This is a genomic window from Methylophilus sp. E2MeOHC9 (assembly GCF_058744375.1).
Window position 1 is genome coordinate 585,228 of record NZ_CP196024.1, and the last position, 17,469, is coordinate 602,696.

Below are 17,469 nucleotides of genomic sequence, written 5' to 3' on the forward strand. Positions count from 1 at the left end.
AAAAAATGGTTGAAGAGCTCAAGTGCATGGGTATTCCATTCTTACTAAGAAAAGATGGATTCCCAGTTGTTTACCCCAAAGACTTACATCGAGGTCCAGAGATAATTGCAAGTGCAAAGAAAAGACCGCCTAGAAATCCGAACTGGGAGGCACTCATATGATGTTTTTTCTGTTTGCATTGTCTTTATCTGCCATGTTTTACGGTTCACTGCACTACGCATGTCTGTTCGCATTCCTGCTTGCAATTGATATTGCTGTGGAGGCGAGATGAAAGAAGAATTTAAGCGTCTAAGGGTAAGAAAGCGTAAAAACGGAAAATCCCATTACTACTATGATCTTCATCAAGACGGTGAGCGAACCTTAATTCCTTTAGGTGATGACTTAGGTAAAGCTATTACCAGGTATGAACATTTAGAACGTAAAGAAGATAGTTCTATAGAAGGGAGTCTTGAGCATATTTGGCTTCTATACGTTGATTCTCCAAATTATGCTCGCCTCAAACCTCGTACCAAAAAAGATTACAAAAAATCATGGGATTCTATGATTACTTATGGGCTTAAGATTGCACCAGTTGATGATCTTCGACCAAGGCATATTCTAAAATTTTTATCCGATAATTCTCATAGACAAATTCCAGCTAATCGTGCAGTTTCGGTTATATCTGTTCTTTTTAATTTTGCTAAAGTTCTTGAATACACTGAAAGAGAAAATCCTGTTTTAAAGGGTATGAGATTTCCAGAAACACCTAGAGATATTTATGTAACTGATGAACAATTGAAAGCTTTCTTAGTTGGTGCTGATACCAATTTTTGCAATGATATCCATTTGCTTTGTCTATTTGCTCAGAGGTTTTCTGATGTCCTTAAAATTCTCAAATCTGATTTTAAAAATCTCAAACAGGATAAGACTGGTGCAAAACTTGAATTTGTTCCTGGGCCACGATTATCTGCACTTATAGAGTCTATTGATCACCACAAACCAACGTTATTTTTTCACTGTGAAAGTGTATTTCGTAAAAAGTTTTATGTGCAAAGAAAGGCGACCGGAATTTACTTTACCGTTCATGACTTACGAGCCAAGGCGCTCTCAGACATTGAAAGAGATTATGGTTTTAATTCTGCTTTTGAATTATCAGGTCACTCTCACCCACAAATGACAAAAGATTATTTGCGTAACAAAATTGGTAAGCGTGCAAAAACGCTTTGAAACGCGAACCAAGTTAGCTAAAAACGCGAACCAAAAAAAAGGGCTTACATAATGTAAGCCCTTGATTTTAAATGGTGGCCCCTCTGTGAGTCGAACACAGCACCAACGGATTATGAGTCCGCTGCTCTAACCAAGCATGAGCTAAGGGGCCGGAAAGCGAGTGATTATAAACTAATCTTGTCCGTTTTCTAAGAAGCTGCGCAGGCGTTCGGAGCGTGTTGGATGACGCAATTTACGCAGTGCTTTTGCTTCGATCTGACGGATACGTTCACGGGTCACGTCAAACTGTTTGCCCACTTCTTCCAGCGTGTGGTCTGTATTCATTTCGATACCAAAGCGCATGCGCAGTACTTTTGCTTCGCGTGGCGTCAGTGATTCCAGCACTTCACTGGTGGCATCGCGCAGGCTAGCGTAAACCGCTGCATCCATAGGCGCCAGTGTGGTGTTGTCTTCGATAAAGTCGCCCAGATGGGAATCTTCGTCGTCACCAATTGGCGTTTCCATCGAGATGGGTTCTTTGCTGATCTTGAGGATTTTGCGGATTTTTTCTTCCGGCATTTCCATTTTTTCAGCCAAGGTTGCCGGATCAGGTTCCAGACCAGTTTCTTGCAGGATCTGGCGGCTGATACGGTTCATCTTGTTGATGGTTTCGATCATGTGTACCGGGATACGGATGGTACGTGCCTGGTCAGCGATAGAACGCGTGATTGCCTGGCGGATCCACCATGTGGCATAGGTAGAGAATTTGTAACCACGACGGTATTCAAATTTATCGACGGCTTTCATCAGGCCGATGTTGCCTTCCTGGATAAGGTCGAGGAACTGCAAACCACGGTTAGTGTATTTTTTAGCAATCGAGATCACCAGACGCAGGTTGGCTTCGATCATTTCGCGTTTGGCACGGCGTGCACGCGCTTCGCCTGTGGTCATTTGCTTGTTGATATCGCGCAGCTCTTTGATAGGCAAGCCAACACGTACCTGCAGGTTTTGCAGGCGTTCTTGCTGATCAAGGATGGAGTGTCTGAAACGTGACAGGCGCTCGGTGTACGCAGGGTTACCCGCCAATTCACCATCCAGCCAGTTCAGGTTGATTTCGTTACCCACGAAGCTCTTGATGAATTGCTGACGCGGCATACCGGCTCTGTCTACGCAGAATTCCATGATTTTACGTTCATGCGAGCGCACTTCTTCAACCATGTTACGCACCTGGTCACACAGGGCCTCTACTTGTTTGGCAGAGAAACGGAAGGTGGTCAGTTCATCCAGCACTTGCTGGTGCAAGGTTTTGTATTCGTCGTTTTGTGTGCCTTTGTCCGCACGGATTTCATTCATCTTGGCATTGGTTGCACGAATGACGGAGAAGCGGTTGAGCACTTCTTCTTTAAGCTTGGCCAGCAACTCGGCAGACATGGAAGACGCTTTGGCTTCATCATCTTCCTCGTCTTCTTCTTCCTCTTCTTCGCCAGCTTCTTCTTCAGCTTCCACCGCAGCCAAGGCGTCGTCCAAGCCCAAGTCGCTATCGATCAAGCCATCCACCAGCTCGTCGACGCTCATTTCGTCTTTTTCGACTTTATCTACCATCTCCAGCAACTGGGCGATGGTGGTCGGACAGGCGGCAATCGCGTGCACCATGTGCTTGAGGCCGTCTTCGATACGTTTGGCGATTTCAATCTCGCCTTCACGGGTCAGCAGGTCAACCGTGCCCATTTCGCGCATGTACATACGCACCGGGTCGGTGGTACGGCCAAATTCTGAGTCCACGGTTGCCAGGGCTTGCTCAGCTTCTTCGGCAGCATCTTCATCGGTGACAGCTGGCGGTGCATCAGACATCAGCAGCACTTCGGCATCAGGCGCCTCTTCGTACACCTGGATACCCATGTCATTGATCATGCCGATAATGCTCTCGATCTGCTCAGAGTCTTGCACATCATCCGGCAGGTGGTCATTAATTTCGGCGTATGTCAGGTAGCCACGCTCCTTACCCAGAACAATCAGGGTTTTAAGGCGGGTACGGCGTGCTTCGGCATCCATTGCCTGTGTGGCTGGGTCTTTAGGGGATTCGACTTCTTTGATTCCGAGTTCTTTATCTAAACTTTTATCTGCTTTGGGTCTGGCCATGGCCGATTCCACCTCTAAAATGATTGTTGTCGAGCGCCGACCATATCTTCTGACACGCCACTCGCTATAACATTACGGGAAACCCTACATTTTACCTGATTTTTACATTTTCTTTAAGCATACCCATGACGCTTTTTGTGGGTATTTGGTAAAAACAGGCTAGCGCTTACTGGTTAACTGCCGTAACGACTCTCGTTCAGCATCTGAGAGTGTAGAAAACGGCTTTTCTGTGAGTTTGCCAAGCAGCGATTTATCTCGCGCTGCCAGCGCCATATCGGATAATTGGGTACACGCCCCCTCAAATTCAAGAGTGAAGTCCAGGCTTTCATCCAGCAAAGACAGCTCTCTGTGCAATTGATTGCTGAATACTTGAGAAATGGCTGGACTGATGATCTGCAACAGCACCACCGGACGCGACTCAGGATGCGTGATTGCCGCCTTGACGATCTCCCGCAGCATGTGCTCTTCATCGCTTTCACCCAGAATCTGCTCGAGTAAATCCTGTCGTGCCCATTGCGGACGCATGAGCAATATTAACGCCAGGCGCTGATGCAAAGATGAAGGTGTTCTTGAACGTGGCCGCGCCGCTTTTTGCTGGGTTTTGGCCGGGTTGGGCAATTTAAGCATGCGTTGCATTTCCCCCTCCCCCAACCCGGTCATTTCAGCGACTTTTTTGCGCAACAACATCGCAAAACGCGGCGCCTGGATCTGCTTGAGGATGGGCTCGGCATCATTCAGGAACTGTACTTTATCCTCCTGTGACGCCATAGCATTATGTTTGCTCAAGTGCTGGATAATATATTGCGACAGCGGCATGGCTTTATCCATCTCCGCCTCGAATGCCTGTTTGCCAAACTCGCGCACAAAGCTGTCAGGGTCATGCTCGGCAGGCAGAAACAGAAAGCGCAATTTCAAGCCGTCTTTAATGGCGGATAAGGCATTCATCACCGCGCGCCAGGCCGCGGTGCGTCCGGCTTTATCACCATCAAAGCTAAAGACGATTTCATCCGTCTGGCGCATCAATTTGGCAATATGGAAAGGCGTAGTTGCTGTGCCCAACGCAGCCACCGCATATTCAATGCCATATTGCGCCAGCGCCACCACATCCATATAGCCTTCAACGACTAACACCCGGCCAGCGTCGCGAATTGCCCGACGCGCCATAAACAAGCCATACAACTCATGGCCTTTTTGAAACAAAGGCGTTTCCGGCGAGTTGTAATATTTTGGCGTATCTTCGGGGTTGATTACACGCCCACCAAAGCCGATCACTTCGCCCTTCTGGTTATGAATGGGGAACATGATGCGGTCACGGAAACGATCATAACGCCGCCCCTGCTCGTTCTGCACGACCAAGCCGGCAATCTCTAGCGCTTCGGCTTCATAATTTGGGAACACTGCCTGCAAGTTTTGCCAGCCAGCGGGTGCGTAACCGACCTGAAACTTGGCAGCCACTTGCCCGCTTAAGCCACGACCTTTTAAATATTCAATGGCATGCGGCGATTTTTTAAGCTCGGCTTTGTAAAAAGCCGCAGCCTGTTGCAAGGTCTCCTGCAAACTCAGCATCACTGCTTTGCTGGGTGCCTCGGGCTGGTTAGGGTCCCGCTTTTCCTGCGGCACAATCATGCCCACTTGCCTGGCCAGGTCATTAATGGCTTCAATAAAGCTCAGCCCGTTATATTCCATTAGAAAACTAAGGGCGGAGCCATGCGCGCCACAACCAAAGCAATGGTAAAACTGCTTGGTCGGGCTCACGGTAAAACTGGGGGATTTTTCGTTGTGGAACGGGCAGCAGGCTGAATAATTCGCACCGGCTTTTTTCAGTGGAACGACCTTGTCGATGACTTCGACAACATCTACGCGATTAAGCAGTTCTTGAATAAAGCTTTCGGGGATCATAAATACAAGTATCGCTTATGCAGAGCAAAAAACAAAGGGCGCTCAATGCGCCCCGTCAATCTCTTACTGCCGAGCACTGGCTTAACCTAAAGCAACCTTGATCAAGCCAGATACTTTTGCCATATCGGCTTTACCGGCAACCAGCGGTTTTACTGCCCCAACCACTTTGCCCATATCTTTAGCACCAGCGGCACCCGTGTCAGCCACTACTTTGGCGATGATGGCGTTAATTTCCTCTTCACTCATTTGCGCTGGCAAATAGCCTTGCAGCACGGTGACTTCGAATTTTTCCTGGTCAGCCAGATCCTGGCGGTTAGCACCTTCATACGCTGCGATTGAATCGCGACGCTGCTTGAGCATTTTCTCAATCGCCGTGATCACTGCCGCATCATCCAGCTCGATACGCTCATCCACCTCGCGCTGCTTGATCGCTGCCAGCAATAGACGAATCACGCCCAGCCTGGCCGTATCTTTGGCACGCATGGCGGTTTTCATGTCTTCGGTGATTTGTGCTTTTAAGCTCATAAGGTATCCAACAAAAAAGGCTGACTATAAATAGCTAAAGGTTGTGGCACGCCACAACCTTTGCAATATCGGGTTAACCAAGCATCTGGCTAACCGCACAACACACTCTAAAGATTAATAGAGTTTTGTCGGCAACTGTTGGTTGCGCAGACGACGGTACTGACGTTTAACCGCAGCAGCAGCTTTACGTTTACGTTCCCATGTTGGTTTTTCGTAGAACTCGCGTGCACGCAAGTCGTTCAACAAACCTGTTTTTTCAATCAAACGCTTAAAGCGGCGCAATGCAACATCAAACGGTTCGTTCTCTTTCACACGAATAGCGGTCATGTAAATCCCTATCCTTACAATTATTTGGTTAGACTAATGGTGCTTGCGGATTGATGCAGCACTGAAAACCGCGTATTCTAGCGCGCTTATTTGGATTTATCAATCTTTTCTGTAAAAAATCATGTACGGGACATTTATTAATGTTGGTATTGGGCATTGAATCTTCTTGTGACGAAACCGGGGTAGCGTTGTACGACACGCGCCGCGGATTACTGGCGCACGCCCTGCACTCGCAGATAGACATGCATGCCGCTTATGGCGGCGTGGTGCCCGAGTTAGCCTCGCGTGACCATATCCGCCGGGCGCTGCCACTGACACAACAAGTACTCACCCAGGCAGATAAAACATTGCAAGACATCGAAGGCATTGCGTATACGCAAGGTCCTGGCCTGGCTGGGGCATTACTGGTAGGCACCAGCATTGCACAATCCCTGGCATTTGCCTTGAATGTACCTTCAATAGGTGTGCACCATCTTGAAGGCCACCTACTCGCACCCATGCTGGAAGAAAACCCGCCAGCGTTCCCGTTTGTTGCCTTGCTGGTGTCTGGCGGCCATAGCCAGTTAATGCGTGTAGACGGTATCGGCCAGTATGAGTTATTAGGTGACACGCTGGATGACGCCGCTGGTGAAGCATTTGATAAAACAGCCAAGCTGATGAAGATAGGCTACCCGGGCGGCCCGGCACTTTCCAAGCTGGCAGAGTCAGGCAAACCACGCTTCCAGCTACCGCGCCCAATGCTGAACAGCCCGGATTTAAACTTCAGTTTTAGCGGCCTGAAAACGGCAGTGCTGACACTGGTGAATAATCAGCCGCAACTCGATGAAGAAACAGTGCAAGACATTGCCTGGGAGTTTCAGGAATCAGTCACCGAGATTTTGACACTCAAATGCATGAAAGCACTCAAACAGACGAAACTGAAAAGGCTGGTGGTTTCAGGTGGCGTAGGCGCCAATAAACGCTTGCGAGAACGCCTGAACGAAGCTGCAACAAAACGCGGTGCAAGCGTCAGTTACCCACGATTGGAGTTTTGTACTGATAACGGCGCCATGATTGCCTTTGCCGGTGCCATGCGCTTGCATGCCATGCAGCACAACATGCCAGATTACAGCTTTAGCGTGCGTCCGCGCTGGGACTTAGCCGAGCTCAAAGCGCCAGCTTAAATCACTTTTTACCGAAGCGGGTTTCGGTACCCGCCAGTAATTTCTCAATATTGGATTGATGGCGGATAATCAAAAACGCCGTCATCACCACAACCACCGCGACATACACCGGATAAGGTGACAGGAACTGCCAGGCAATCACCGGTGCCAATACCGCAGCAACCAAGGCAGATAAAGAAGAAATCCGGCTGATCAAAAACACAACCAGCCACACCCCGACCACACTCAGGGCCAGCCAGCCGGAGAATGCAATCATCACCCCAAGTGCCGTGGCCACCCCTTTACCACCTTTGAATTTGTGATAAATCGGGTATAAATGCCCTAAAAACACCGCCAGGCCGACCAGGGCCACCACATCCATCAGCATGCCAGCCTGCAAAGCCAGCCATACCGGCAACCAGCCTTTAAATGCATCGCCCAACAAAGTCAAAATAGCTGCTGATTTCTTTCCGCTACGCGCCACATTGGTCGCACCGATATTGCCACTACCAACGGATCGCGGGTCTGGCAAACGATATAGTTTGCTGACAATAATGCCGAAAGCAATTGAACCGATCAAATAGGCTGCCACCACCCAGATCAGCGCTTCCACCTCAAACCCGAAACCAAATTCACTCATGCTCAAACTCTCAAGAGATGCGCAGCAGGCGATATGTCAGCCACTGCGCGATGTTGTATGATGCCGAATCATACTGGATTCCGGCCCGCGCGGAAATAACAAAGGACGCATAGCGATGGACACGATTTTTCTCGAACAAGTCAAAGTACAAACCAAACTCGGCGTACCGGATTGGGAGCGCGCCGTGCCACAAACTATTATTCTGGATATTGAAATTGGCTATGACTTCAGCAAAGCCTGCCAAAGTGACGCGATTGAAGACACCGTTGATTATGGCAAGGTCGTGGCGCGTATCCGCGAGACATTGGCGGAGCGTAGTTTTAAATTGGTGGAAGCGCTGGGCGAGCATGTTTGTCAGTTGGTATTGCAGGAGTTCAACGTGCAGAATGTGAAGCTGAAGGTGAGTAAGCCAGGGATATTGCCTGGGTTGAAAGCGTTGGGAATTACGATTTACCGGGAAGGTTAAAAAGTAGTTATATATTAGTACGGATTTAAGGTCGCTTTTCGCCCCTAGGCGAGTAACTTTTCTTTGCTTGCCCAAAGAAAACGAAACCAAAAGAAATGCACCCTAGCTTCCGCTTATTCCCTGCGTTGCTCATCCTAGGACTTTCGTCCGTAACCGGACTCTATGTGGGCGTCCAACGAAACTCGCCCTGACAAGCCACACACAACGTGGCTTGTTGCGGAACTCGAACAGCCGCTGGCCGAAACCTCCCACGCCGACTGCGCTACTCGGCGCGTCAGATAGGGGCCCGTGAAAAGCACTGCGCGGTTACTTAAGTGATATTTCTAACATCGTGTCCCGTACAACCATTGAAATAAAACATAGTAATAAAACAAACCAAGCCCCCCCCCCACAAAACAATTGAATTGGTTTGTGGGGGGGCTTGCTTGGTTTAGAAGTTAAAGAAGTCCCTTAGCGCCCCTTAATGCCATACGTTTAACCAACATTTCATCGTGGTGGTTTGCAACGGGCCCCTATCTGACGCGCCGAGTAGCGCAGGCAAAATAAGGAGGAAGGGAGCGACTGTCCGAGTTCCGCGGTGGCTTGCGTAGTGTGCAAGCCGCTAGGGCGAGTTTCGTGACCGCTTATGCCTAAGTCCTGCAAGGCAACGGACGAAAGTCCTAGTTCGAGCAACGCAGGACATAAGCGGAAGCTAGGGTGCCCTTTCTTTTGGTGACTTATTCTTTGGGCAAGCAAAGAAAAGTCACTCGCCTAGGGGCGAAAAGGAAGGGTGCAATATAGCAACGAAGATAGAATGCTTAACCACCCAAAGAAATACCGATTAGGACTTCACAGAAGGTGCAGCATTCACTCTTTATTGTATCCAGGTGATGCATGAACTCCGCCTGGATTCTGGCCTTCGCCAGAATGACGAGCATTTACAGCATGCAACTGCTTTCATGTAAGCCAGTCATTACACAGGCGCATGGCACACTCTAACCACCTCCATTCCTTCCTACGTTGTAGTGGATCTCATGGAAATCACCCCCTCGGATGATGCATCTTATGCAACTGCTGCAACCTTTCCCTCGCCACATGCGTATAAATCTGCGTCGTCGAAATATCCGCATGCCCCAACAACATCTGCACCACCCGTAAATCCGCACCATGGTTAAGCAAATGCGTGGCAAACGCATGCCGCAATACATGCGGGCTGATGTGCTGAGAAATACCTGCCTGTAACGCATAACGCTGAATCAAATGCCAGAAAGCATGCCGCGTCATGGCATCGCCACGATTAGTGACAAATACCGCGTTACTTAAGCTGCCTTTTAATATTTCCGCCCTGGCATGGGCTAAATAACGGTCTATCCACTCAGCGGCTTCCTGCCCCATAGGCACCAGCCTGGTTTTGCTACCTTTGCCTGTGACGCGCACCACGCCATCTTGGGTGCTGACTTCCGCAATCGTGATATTGACCAGCTCGGAAACACGTAGCCCACTCGCATACAACAATTCCAGCATGGCCCGGTCGCGCATGCCTAGTGGCGTATTCACATCCGGCGCATGCAGCAGATCCTCCACTTGTGATTCGCTCATGGTTTTGGGTAATTGCTTGGGCATCTTTGGCGCTTCGATATGCAGCGTCGGGTCCTGCTTGATCAGGTTGGCCAGCAGGGCATAACGGTAAAAGCGGCGCAGGGTCGCGATCAGCCGGTTGATACTCCTGACCTTAACCAGGGGAAAACGGTGCGCTAGATACTCCTGCACATGATGTGACTGTACCTCCCACAGCGTGAGCGTATGTTTGCTGCCCCATTCGGCAAAGCCTTTGAGGTCATTGCGATAACTGGCAAGTGTATTCGGTGACAGCCCGTCTTCCAGCCATAGCTGATCGATAAAACTATCGATCTCGGGAAACGCGGCAACTGCCGTATTCTCTTTGTTTTGCAACATGGGAGATTTATCTGGCACGCTGCTCGTGCGCCAACAACCAGCGCTTGATATCCAGACCACCTTCTATGCCTTGCATAAAGCCTCCCAGGCCGTTGCTGGCGACAATACGGTGGCATGGGTTAAACAAAGGCAGTGGATTGGCGCCACAGGCGTTGGCGACGGCACGTGGGCCAGACTGGACAGCTGCAGCCAATTGCCCGTAGGTACGCGTTTCGCCGACCGGGATTTCGCGCATGGCTTGCCAGACACGTTGCTGGTAAGGGGTGCCACGGTTCGGGGTGATCGTTTGCCAAACTGCATGCGGATCTTCCAGATAAGCGGAAACTTGCTCAGCCACTGCGCGGGCACGCGGATTCGGATGGGCTTTCAGCGGTAAGGCATGTAACAAGAACTGGAGTTCTTCCCCTGTTTCGTAACAGCGCACCCCGACAAAACCGAACGGTGCAGGAATCAGGGCATCGAGCGCATCATAAAGGCTTTTCATCCACCTATTAAACTGTAATCCTGTGCCTGGCGCAATAACATATACGGCACTTTTGGCAATAAAAAAGCCCTTCGAAAGAAGGGCTTTTTGAGCAACGCTTAAATTAACTGTTGCTTGCAGCGATGTCTTTCTCGCGCGCAACCAGTTTTTCTTTAATACGTGCAGATTTACCTGAACGCTCACGCAAGTAGTACAACTTGGCGCGACGCACGTCACCACGGCGTTTCACTTCGATAGAAGCGATCTGTGGAGAGTAAGTCTGGAATGTACGCTCTACACCTTCACCTGAAGATATCTTACGTACGATGAATGAAGAGTTCAGGCCTCTGTTACGCTTGGCGATAACAACGCCTTCGTAAGCCTGCACACGTTTACGTGTACCTTCAACCACGTTCACACCTACGATCACTGTGTCGCCTGGTGCAAAGCTAGGGATGGTTTTGTTCAAGCGGGCGATTTCTTCCTGCTCTAACATTTTGATAATGTCTGCCATGTTACTTCCTTTCGTTCCTTTTAATTTTAAAGAGCTCGTTCCTACTCGACTTCTTTGAGTAGCCTAGCCTCTTCCTTCGTCAACTGCCTTGCGGCGAGTAAATCCGGGCGTTTAGCCCTTGTTAGCAACAGCGATTGTTGTAACCGCCATTGTCTAATCTTTGCGTGGTGCCCCGACAATAACACCGGTGGCACCGCTAATCCTTCAAATACTTCCGGGCGCGTGTAGTGCGGGTAATCGAGCAGGCCGTTTACAAACGAATCTTCCTGCGCTGAATCAGCATCACCCAGGGCACTTGGCAACTGGCGGATAATCGCATCCAGTAACACCATGGCCGGTAACTCGCCACCACTTAACACATAATCACCGATAGAGATTTCTTCATCTACCAATGACTCCAGCACGCGCTGGTCTACCCCTTCATAGCGGCTGGCCAACAGCACCAGCCCCTCACAATCTTTGAGCGCCATCACCTTTTCATGGGTGAGTGGCTGTCCTCGTGGTGATAGATGAATCACCTTTGGCGTTAACCCTTTTGCCAGCAAGCTTGCCTTGGCAGCGCCAATCGCTGCTGCCAGCGGCTCAGCCATCATCACCATACCAGGGCCACCGCCATACGGCCGGTCATCCACGGTGTGATGCACATCCTGCGTATACTGGCGCGGGTTAGTCAGGTTTAACTGATACAAACCACGCTGCCTGGCACGACTGGTAATGCCATGTTCAGTCAGTGCTGCAAACATCTCAGGAAACAAACTGATGACTTCAATCTGCATCATGAGTGCTGTTTCCTTTTAAAAATCGGCATCCCAATCAACCAGCACCGTGCCGGCTTTGATATTCACATCCGGCACTGCATCACTGGTAAAAGGAATCAAGCGCTCGCGGTATTCCTCATGCACTTTGCCATCTTTACCCTTGACGCTGGCAGGCTGCTCTTCACGCACGACCAGCACGTCATTGGCACCGGTTTCAAACACCTGGGTGATCTTACCGAACACGACACCTTGCGTATTGGTGACACTCAAACCTATCAAGTCAGACCAGTAATACTCACCTTCATCAGGTTCTGGCAAGGCCTCGCGCGGCACTGCGATTTGCTGGCCTTTCAGGCTGAATGCGGCATCGCGGTCTGCGACACCTGCCAGCTTGATCAGCAACACATCGTTGTGAATCTTGGTTTGTTCTACCGTGCATTCACGCCAATTTGGCGCTTTACCTATCCACCAGGCTTTGTAATCCAACAGCCCATCCAGATGCTCAGTATCGGGGACTACTTTAAGCCACCCATAAACGCCATATGGGGCGACAATGCGCCCCATTACAACCATATCTTCAAACGCCATCTGAGTTCAGGCGTAAGAAAAATTATTCAGCAGCTGGTGTTTCAGCAGCAGCTGCGGCGGCTGCAGCATCTGCTTCAGCTTTAGCATCTGCATCAGCTTTTGCCTTGGCAGCGGCTTCTGCAGCAGCGGCGTCAGCTTCAGCTTTCAGCTTGGCAGCAACTTCAGCTTCTTTTTTCGCTTTGGCAGCATCCGCTTTAGCAGCGTCTTTAGCTTTAGCAGCAGCCATGCCATCCACGCCTTTAGCGTGAAACTTGACCAGACGGGCAACGGTGTCAGACACCTGAGCGCCAGTACCGATCCAGTATTGCGCGCGCTCTTCATTGATACGCAGGCCTTCTGCACCAGCACGCGCTGATGGATTGTAAAAACCGATGCGCTCAACGAAACGACCGTCACGACGGTTGCGGGAATCTGCCACAACTACGCTGTAAAACGGGTTCTTCTTAGAACCACCGCGTGATAAACGAATAACGACCATAATCTTTGTTCTCTTAAAAATGAATTCTTAGCAGAAAGGCGCGGATTATACTTGATAATCGCGGGCAGTGGCAAGTGTTTTTCACTTACCTGATCAGGCATTCCGGTACGGGGTCGGATCGTCCACCCCCGCTTGCACGAAACCTGTTTTGCGGAACCGGCAGGAATCACAGACGCCACAAGCTGCACCGGCATCATCTGCCTGGTAACAAGAAACCGTCAGCCCGTAATCTACGCCTAAGGCATGGCCAGTACGGATAATATCGGCTTTAGTCATATCGATCAGCGGCGCATGCACGGTGATGGGTTGCCCTTCCACGGCGGCCCTGGTTGCCAGGTTGGCCATTTGCTGAAAAGCCTTCACATACTCGCTACGGCAATCAGGATAGCCGGAATAATCCAGCGCATTCACGCCAATAAAAATGTCATTGGCTTCCAATACTTCTGCCCAGGCTAACGATAATGACAACATGATGGTATTCCGCGCTGGCACATAGGTGACAGGAATACCTTGCGTTTCGTGCTCAGGCACGGCGATGGCATTATCTGTGAGCGCCGAACCACCAAACAGTGACAGATCCAGTTGCACGGTTTTATGTTCCGCTGCGCCTAGCGCTTTGGCGACGCGTTGTGCAGCCAGCAATTCGACATTGTGGCGTTGGTGATAATCCAGGCTGAGGCAGTAACACTCGTAGCCTTGGGATTGCGCAATCGCCAGCACGGTGGTGGAATCCAGCCCACCGGATAATAAAATAACCGCTTTAGGTTTACGTCCCGATGGCGCGTTATGTTGATTTAAAACAACCACCTTATACTCCTTGCTTCTCGCCCCAGAGAATTTTATGTAATTGCAGCTGCATTCTGACATGCAGCTGATCCTGCAATATCCAGCTGGCCAACGTCTCGCCGCTCACCTGGTTAAAACTGGGAGAGAACAAATGGTCACAGTTGGCTGGAAACGGCTGTTCTGCCATCATCTGCCTGGCCCAATCGTAGTCTTCGCGGCTACAGACCACCCATTTCACTTCGTCACCGACTTTAAGCAACGGCAGGTTTTCCCAGCGATTTTTCGACATTTCGCCAGAACCAGGCGTTTTTACGTCCATAATAACTTTGACACGGGTATCTACCGGCGTGAGGTCCATGGCACCGCTGGTTTCCAATGAGACCTGGTAACCTGCATCGCACAGCCTGGTCAGCAAAACGCTGCAGCCTTTTTGCGCCAGGGGTTCGCCACCGGTGACACATACATAGCGTGTGCCGTGCTGCTTGATCTCTTGCATGATCTCGTCCACTGACATATTGCCGCCGCCTTTAAACGCATATTCGGTATCGCAATACACGCAACGTAACGGGCAGCCGGTCAGGCGAATAAAGATGGTCGGCAAGCCGACGCGCGAACTTTCGCCCTGCAATGAATAAAAGATTTCGAAAATTCTGAGTGTGGTCATGGGCGTATTAAAGTAAACGGGCAGATATTGCTATCTGCCCGTTATTATCGCCCAAATAAGGCAATTTCACTCATACAAACTGCTATTTAATGCTTTCAAGCACCTTCAGGCGTTTTTGCGCGCTAGGCGTGACTTCCGCAGAAGGGTGGGCTGCAATCAGATCTTTCAATGTCTTCTTGGCCGCTGGTATCTGCCCTAACTGAATCTGGCTATTGGCCAGACTCAGCATGGCGTTCGGTGCCAGCGGATGTGAAGCATAACTATCCAGAAACTTCTGCTGGGTAGCCACTGAAGATTTGTAGCTCTTGAGCGCAAACTGGGCGTAACCCATGCCATACAAGGCATCAGGTGCCAGCTTGCTGCCCGCGTAAGTTTTCAGGAAGTTGTCATACGCAGTAAACGCTTCCTTATACTTACCAGCCTGATTCAGCGATTCGGCCTCTGAAAACGCACGTGCTTCTTGCTGGGATGCATCAGGCTTGCCATCACCACCATTGGCGGCTTGCGCTGCCCCTGACCCCAACTGCCCGGTCACTTGTTGTGCAAGCGATTCCAGGCCTTTTACACGGCTATCCAGATCAGTGTACTGGGCATTTTGCTTGGTACGCATATCTTCCAGTTGATGGTTGACCACTTCAAGGTCACCCTTCAACTGCGCTACGTCCTGGCGAATCTGCTCCAGCTGGTTCTGCATATCCAGCAAGCCTTTGCCATTCATCATGGCCTCCAGGCTTTGCACCCTTTTATCCAGGGATTGCTGGGTGCGCGTCAAATCGCTGATGGATTTTTGCTGGGCATCGTGCTCAGAAGTCTGCTTGTTTTCAAGCTCCAGGATCCGTTTTCTGGCCTCGCCATCATCAAACAACGCCGCGTGACTGACTGCTGGAACAGTCAGCCCCATCGCTAAAGCCATCAAGATGGCTGAACGCAAATTACTGGCCTGCATACACAACATCTACGCGACGGTCATGCTGGAAGCAATCTTCATCTGCGCAATTTTGCTTGGAACGCTCTTCACCGTAGCTCACTGTTTCAATCTGGCTATCGCTAACGCCCAACACGTTCAAAGCGTTTTTAACCGCAACTGAACGACGTTGACCCAATGCCAGGTTGTATTCGTGCGTACCGCGCTCATCGGTGTTACCTTGCAATACCACTTTAGTTTGTGGATGTGCAGCCAGGTATTTAGCGTGGTTAGCCACCAGGTCTTTGTACTCTGCACGAATCGCATCGCTATCGTAATCAAAGAAGATCTGGCGTTTTGCCAACTCGGCAGCGCTCAGTTGATCCTGGCTATTATCTACATCTACTGTTTTGATGTCGATTTTGTTGCCATTTGCAGAGCTGTCAGCACCATTGTTCTGTGAGTTAGAAATCGGCTTGGTCACGCTGGAATCCTCAACCTTGGCCGGGTTCATCGGTGTGCTTTTACAAGCGGTTAACACCAATGCCAATGCAGCAATTTTCCAAATATTATGTTTCATACTTTCTCCTTAAAATTGAGTTAAAAAACCAAAAAAACTGATGACTACTTGGGAGATGCCTGAGCAGGCCCCCATGCAGGTTCACGAATATCACCGCCAGCTTCAGACAGGCGCTGTCTCACCAGACCATCCACGGCCACTGTGGCCAATGTCCCTCTACCACCAACCCGCGTGGCATACATCAAGGTACGTGAATTCGGTGCGAAGCTTGGGGATTCATCTTGTGAACCGCTGCTGAGTAATTTGACGGCGCCAGTGCCAAGATCCTGCACGGCGACCTTGAATGAACCGCCATCGTTACGGATGTAAGTCAGGTATTTGCCATCCGGGGAAAAGCGTGGGCCATCGTTATAAGCACCTTCAAAGGTCACTCTTGAAGGCGTGCCTCCTGCAGCAGGCACCTTGTAGATTTGCGGGCGGCCGCCGCGGTCAGAAGTAAAGTATATCCATTGTCCATCGGGCGAGAATGCGGGGGAAGTATCAATCGCACTGCTTTTTGTCACCTGTTGCAGATTAGACCCATCAGCCGAGATAGTATGCAGCTGAGAGTTTGCGCCATATGTCAGTACGACTGCTAGCTTGCTGCCATCTGGCGACCAGGCAGGCGCACTGTTATTGCCTTTAAAGTTGGCAACCACCTTGCGCTCACCAGTATAAAGCGACTGTACAAACACAATCGGTTTCTTTTTCTCAAAAGACACATAAGCCATTTTGCTGCCATCGGGCGACCAGGCAGGAGAAATAATCGGCTCGTTAGAAGACACCAATGTCTGAGCGTTAAAGCCATCAGCATCAGCGATCTGCAAGGTAAAACGTTTACCTGTTTTAGTCACATAGGCAATGCGGGTAGCAAACGCCCCCGGCTGGCCGGTAAATTTTTCGTAGATTTGGTCGGCAATCAAATGTGCCACATGGCGGTATTGACTCGCTGGCACAGTGTAAGTCGATTGCAATAAAGGCGTTTGACGTAAAACGTCTATTACCTGCACATTGACTTTTAAATTGCCATTGGCCGCCTGCTGCACTTCACCAATGCTTAAGCCCTGGGCTTTGAGTGCGGTCCAGTCGGTATATTTGATCTGTGCAGCGGTGGTTGGTAATGAAGGAATACCACTCGTGTTCAGAATGCGGAACATGCCGCTGCCTTTTAAATCGTTACTGATGATCTCATGAAGACGGTTTTTGCCCTGCACATTGGCAGGCTCGGTGAATGGAAGGATCGCAATTGGAATCTGGATAGCACTACCGCCGCTGATTTCAATGTCGAGCGCGGCATGCGCAGGGCTTACAAATATCCAGGCGAATGCACTGGTACACAATGCTTTTACGAATACCCAACGAGACTTTGTCAGGTGACTTTTAACAGTTTTCATGGTCTCAGTATTGTTCACTTTATATAATTATCCTGTTAGTTGAAGAATTATAACGAAAAGCCCGCTCAACGTCATTGTTACGCTAAGCAACTCTAGCCGCGAT

20 protein-coding genes and 1 tRNA gene are annotated in these 17,469 nt (G+C 50.0%); 4 read left to right on the plus strand and 17 right to left on the minus strand.

Going from position 1 to position 17,469, the window contains the following annotated elements; translation table 11 throughout:
• Window positions 1–5 precede the first annotated feature (5 nt).
• Both ACSSVF_RS02835 and ACSSVF_RS02840 read left to right on the plus strand, forming a co-directional pair.
• Window positions 6–161 carry a hypothetical protein gene (locus tag ACSSVF_RS02835; RefSeq protein WP_492406291.1) on the plus strand — a complete coding sequence of 52 codons (156 nt, stop codon included), beginning with the start codon at window positions 6–8 and terminating at the stop codon, window positions 159–161.
• Between the two features lie 106 nt (window positions 162–267).
• A complete protein-coding gene (locus ACSSVF_RS02840; protein ID WP_492405342.1) occupies window positions 268–1,206 on the plus strand; it encodes a hypothetical protein in 939 nt (312 codons plus the stop codon).
• Window positions 1,207–1,278: 72 nt separating this feature from the next.
• On the opposite strand, the gene ACSSVF_RS02845 is transcribed toward ACSSVF_RS02840, so the two are convergent.
• The 5 genes from ACSSVF_RS02845 to rpsU all read right to left on the minus strand — a co-directional run bounded on the left by ACSSVF_RS02845 (window position 1,279) and on the right by rpsU (window position 6,075).
• Window positions 1,279–1,357 (minus strand) — tRNA-Ile (locus ACSSVF_RS02845).
• A 20-nt stretch (window positions 1,358–1,377) separates the two neighbouring features.
• A complete protein-coding gene (gene rpoD, locus ACSSVF_RS02850) occupies window positions 1,378–3,324 on the minus strand; it encodes an RNA polymerase sigma factor RpoD (protein WP_492405344.1) in 1,947 nt (648 codons plus the stop codon).
• 159 nt (window positions 3,325–3,483) lie between these two features.
• Window positions 3,484–5,223, minus strand: coding sequence for a DNA primase (gene dnaG, locus ACSSVF_RS02855; RefSeq protein WP_492405346.1), 1,740 nt, complete (start codon window positions 5,221–5,223; stop codon window positions 3,484–3,486).
• An 81-nt stretch (window positions 5,224–5,304) separates the two neighbouring features.
• Window positions 5,305–5,748 carry a GatB/YqeY domain-containing protein gene (locus tag ACSSVF_RS02860; protein ID WP_492405348.1) on the minus strand — a complete coding sequence of 148 codons (444 nt, stop codon included), beginning with the start codon at window positions 5,746–5,748 and terminating at the stop codon, window positions 5,305–5,307.
• Window positions 5,749–5,862: 114 nt separating this feature from the next.
• The gene (gene rpsU, locus ACSSVF_RS02865; RefSeq protein ID WP_055828694.1) at window positions 5,863–6,075 is read right to left on the minus strand and encodes a 30S ribosomal protein S21; all 213 of its coding nucleotides are present in this window, start codon (window positions 6,073–6,075) and stop codon (window positions 5,863–5,865) included.
• A 140-nt stretch (window positions 6,076–6,215) separates the two neighbouring features.
• Here rpsU and tsaD point away from each other — a divergent pair, with 140 nt between their 5' ends.
• Window positions 6,216–7,238 carry a tRNA (adenosine(37)-N6)-threonylcarbamoyltransferase complex transferase subunit TsaD gene (gene tsaD / locus ACSSVF_RS02870; protein WP_492405350.1) on the plus strand — a complete coding sequence of 341 codons (1,023 nt, stop codon included), beginning with the start codon at window positions 6,216–6,218 and terminating at the stop codon, window positions 7,236–7,238.
• A gap of 1 nt (window position 7,239) precedes the next feature.
• Here tsaD and plsY read toward each other — a convergent pair whose 3' ends face one another.
• Entirely contained in the window at window positions 7,240–7,857 is a 618-nt protein-coding gene (gene plsY, locus ACSSVF_RS02875; RefSeq protein ID WP_492405351.1) for a glycerol-3-phosphate 1-O-acyltransferase PlsY, read from the minus strand.
• 115 nt (window positions 7,858–7,972) lie between these two features.
• Here plsY and folB point away from each other — a divergent pair, with 115 nt between their 5' ends.
• Window positions 7,973–8,323: a dihydroneopterin aldolase gene (gene folB, locus ACSSVF_RS02880; protein ID WP_492405353.1), complete on the plus strand. Its 351-nt coding sequence runs from the start codon at window positions 7,973–7,975 to the stop codon at window positions 8,321–8,323.
• A gap of 1,020 nt (window positions 8,324–9,343) precedes the next feature.
• Here the strand turns inward: folB and xerD are convergent.
• The 11 genes from xerD to tolB form a co-directional block, all read right to left on the minus strand.
• The gene (xerD, locus tag ACSSVF_RS02885) at window positions 9,344–10,258 is read right to left on the minus strand and encodes a site-specific tyrosine recombinase XerD (RefSeq protein ID WP_492405355.1); all 915 of its coding nucleotides are present in this window, start codon (window positions 10,256–10,258) and stop codon (window positions 9,344–9,346) included.
• Window positions 10,259–10,265: 7 nt separating this feature from the next.
• The gene (locus ACSSVF_RS02890; RefSeq protein WP_492405357.1) at window positions 10,266–10,742 is read right to left on the minus strand and encodes a methylated-DNA--[protein]-cysteine S-methyltransferase; all 477 of its coding nucleotides are present in this window, start codon (window positions 10,740–10,742) and stop codon (window positions 10,266–10,268) included.
• A gap of 103 nt (window positions 10,743–10,845) precedes the next feature.
• Window positions 10,846–11,235, minus strand: coding sequence for a 50S ribosomal protein L19 (gene rplS / locus ACSSVF_RS02895; RefSeq protein WP_492405359.1), 390 nt, complete (start codon window positions 11,233–11,235; stop codon window positions 10,846–10,848).
• Between the two features lie 41 nt (window positions 11,236–11,276).
• Entirely contained in the window at window positions 11,277–12,011 is a 735-nt protein-coding gene (gene trmD, locus ACSSVF_RS02900) for a tRNA (guanosine(37)-N1)-methyltransferase TrmD (protein WP_492406292.1), read from the minus strand.
• Window positions 12,012–12,029: 18 nt separating this feature from the next.
• On the minus strand, window positions 12,030–12,581 hold the full coding sequence (gene rimM / locus ACSSVF_RS02905; RefSeq protein ID WP_492405360.1) for a ribosome maturation factor RimM: 552 nt from the start codon (window positions 12,579–12,581) through the stop codon (window positions 12,030–12,032).
• Window positions 12,582–12,603: 22 nt separating this feature from the next.
• The gene (gene rpsP / locus ACSSVF_RS02910) at window positions 12,604–13,059 is read right to left on the minus strand and encodes a 30S ribosomal protein S16 (RefSeq protein ID WP_484179852.1); all 456 of its coding nucleotides are present in this window, start codon (window positions 13,057–13,059) and stop codon (window positions 12,604–12,606) included.
• Window positions 13,060–13,152: 93 nt separating this feature from the next.
• The gene (queC, locus tag ACSSVF_RS02915) at window positions 13,153–13,866 is read right to left on the minus strand and encodes a 7-cyano-7-deazaguanine synthase QueC (protein WP_492405362.1); all 714 of its coding nucleotides are present in this window, start codon (window positions 13,864–13,866) and stop codon (window positions 13,153–13,155) included.
• A gap of 1 nt (window position 13,867) precedes the next feature.
• Entirely contained in the window at window positions 13,868–14,509 is a 642-nt protein-coding gene (gene queE, locus ACSSVF_RS02920; RefSeq protein WP_492405363.1) for a 7-carboxy-7-deazaguanine synthase QueE, read from the minus strand.
• A gap of 82 nt (window positions 14,510–14,591) precedes the next feature.
• Window positions 14,592–15,455, minus strand: a complete 864-nt coding sequence (locus ACSSVF_RS02925; RefSeq protein WP_492405364.1) for a YbgF trimerization domain-containing protein — start codon at window positions 15,453–15,455, stop codon at window positions 14,592–14,594.
• Window positions 15,442–15,993 (minus strand): peptidoglycan-associated lipoprotein Pal, encoded by a 552-nt coding sequence (pal, locus tag ACSSVF_RS02930; RefSeq protein ID WP_492405366.1) that lies wholly within the window; start codon window positions 15,991–15,993, stop codon window positions 15,442–15,444. Before pal ends, ACSSVF_RS02925 begins: the two co-directional genes overlap by 14 nt.
• Before the next feature lie 44 nt (window positions 15,994–16,037).
• Complete coding sequence (tolB, locus tag ACSSVF_RS02935) at window positions 16,038–17,366, minus strand: Tol-Pal system beta propeller repeat protein TolB (RefSeq protein ID WP_492405368.1); 1,329 nt, start codon at window positions 17,364–17,366, stop codon at window positions 16,038–16,040.
• Window positions 17,367–17,469 lie beyond the last annotated feature (103 nt).